Here is a 1056-nt window from a genome sequence, read left to right as displayed (position 1 = left end):
GCCTTACGGTTCGTGGGGTTTGATCACGTGCACGAAGCCCTCCGGCAAGGAGAACGAGGGCATCCCGGCGTTGGAGCAGGAATTGCGGAAGATCAAGCGGACTTACCGCGTCGACGTTCCGCTGCTGTCTATCGTCCCCTGCGCGGTGCCGCCGATCGGTGACGTCTACCGTGAGCAGATGGATGATCTGCTGAGTGAGTATGCGGACAGGGTTACGCCGCCGATCCGTCGTGCGAGCATCGTGGATGAGGCTTACACGAATTATGTTCCGGTGCCGATTTACGGTTATAGGGCAAAGACGGTCACCAGCGACTACCGGGCTGCGCTGACTCATATGCAGAAGCTGGGGCTGTTCGGACAACGGGCAGTGGTCGCGTAGGGGCTGGAGGCCACTACAACGATGGTCGCGCGATCGAGCCGGACGCTGAGCCGCTGGAGCCAGGTAAGGCGGTGTGACGCGGGGCGGCGGCATGGAGAGCTCCAGGGCGGGCTGAAGGGTGTTTCAGGGGTCGGTGTAATTGCCGCGGAGGTGAGTTCTCTGCTGGATCGTTATGGGCCATGGGGGCTAGGGGGCGGGTCCGCGGTGGGTAGGGAGCCAGGTCGGTGTGGTCGGCGTGCGGTTCCGTCGTCACGTCGATGCAGCTGGGCTGTCAGTTTCGGGTTGATCGAGTCGTCGCAGACGGTGCGATCAATTGTGTGATGGACGACGGAAGCGGTTCCACAGTCCACGGCAGGCGTAGGTGGTTGCAGCACTGCCGCCGAACATCAGAATGATCAGAGAAGAGATCGCCGTAGCCGTCGTGGTGCCGTGGCCGGTGACCCAATTCCAGCCCATCGAGAGGCCGGGCACCAGCGCTGCGAGTCCGAACATGAGTAGCACAACGAGTCCTACGATCGTGTCTCGGGAGTACCTTGTTTCGGCCACTGCGTCACCATATCGGGGCAGGGGTGCGCAGCGCCGACCTTCTCACGGGGAGTCCTGTCGGCTGTGTGGTCCGATGGGCTTGGGATACCACCGCCGCTACGTTGAGAGCGAGGCTCAGGGGCGCCGTGCAC

2 protein-coding genes are annotated in these 1056 nt (G+C 63.0%); one reads left to right on the top strand and one right to left on the bottom strand.

Features of this window, described 5'->3' with window-relative positions; translation table 11 throughout:
• A partial coding sequence (locus tag ACFWJO_RS40865) for a hypothetical protein (protein WP_386873473.1) occupies window positions 1-379 on the top strand: 379 nt, incomplete at its 5' end.
• A 309-nt stretch (window positions 380-688) separates the two neighbouring features.
• Here ACFWJO_RS40865 and ACFWJO_RS40860 read toward each other — a convergent pair.
• On the bottom strand, window positions 689-871 hold the full coding sequence (locus ACFWJO_RS40860) for a hypothetical protein (protein ID WP_268793045.1): 183 nt from the start codon (window positions 869-871) through the stop codon (window positions 689-691).
• Window positions 872-1056: the final 185 nt, after the last annotated feature.

Source organism: Streptomyces sp. NPDC127092 (assembly GCF_042722475.1).
Classification (GTDB): Bacteria; Actinomycetota; Actinomycetes; order Streptomycetales; family Streptomycetaceae; genus Streptomyces.
This window is presented reverse-complemented; position numbering and strand designations above follow the sequence as displayed.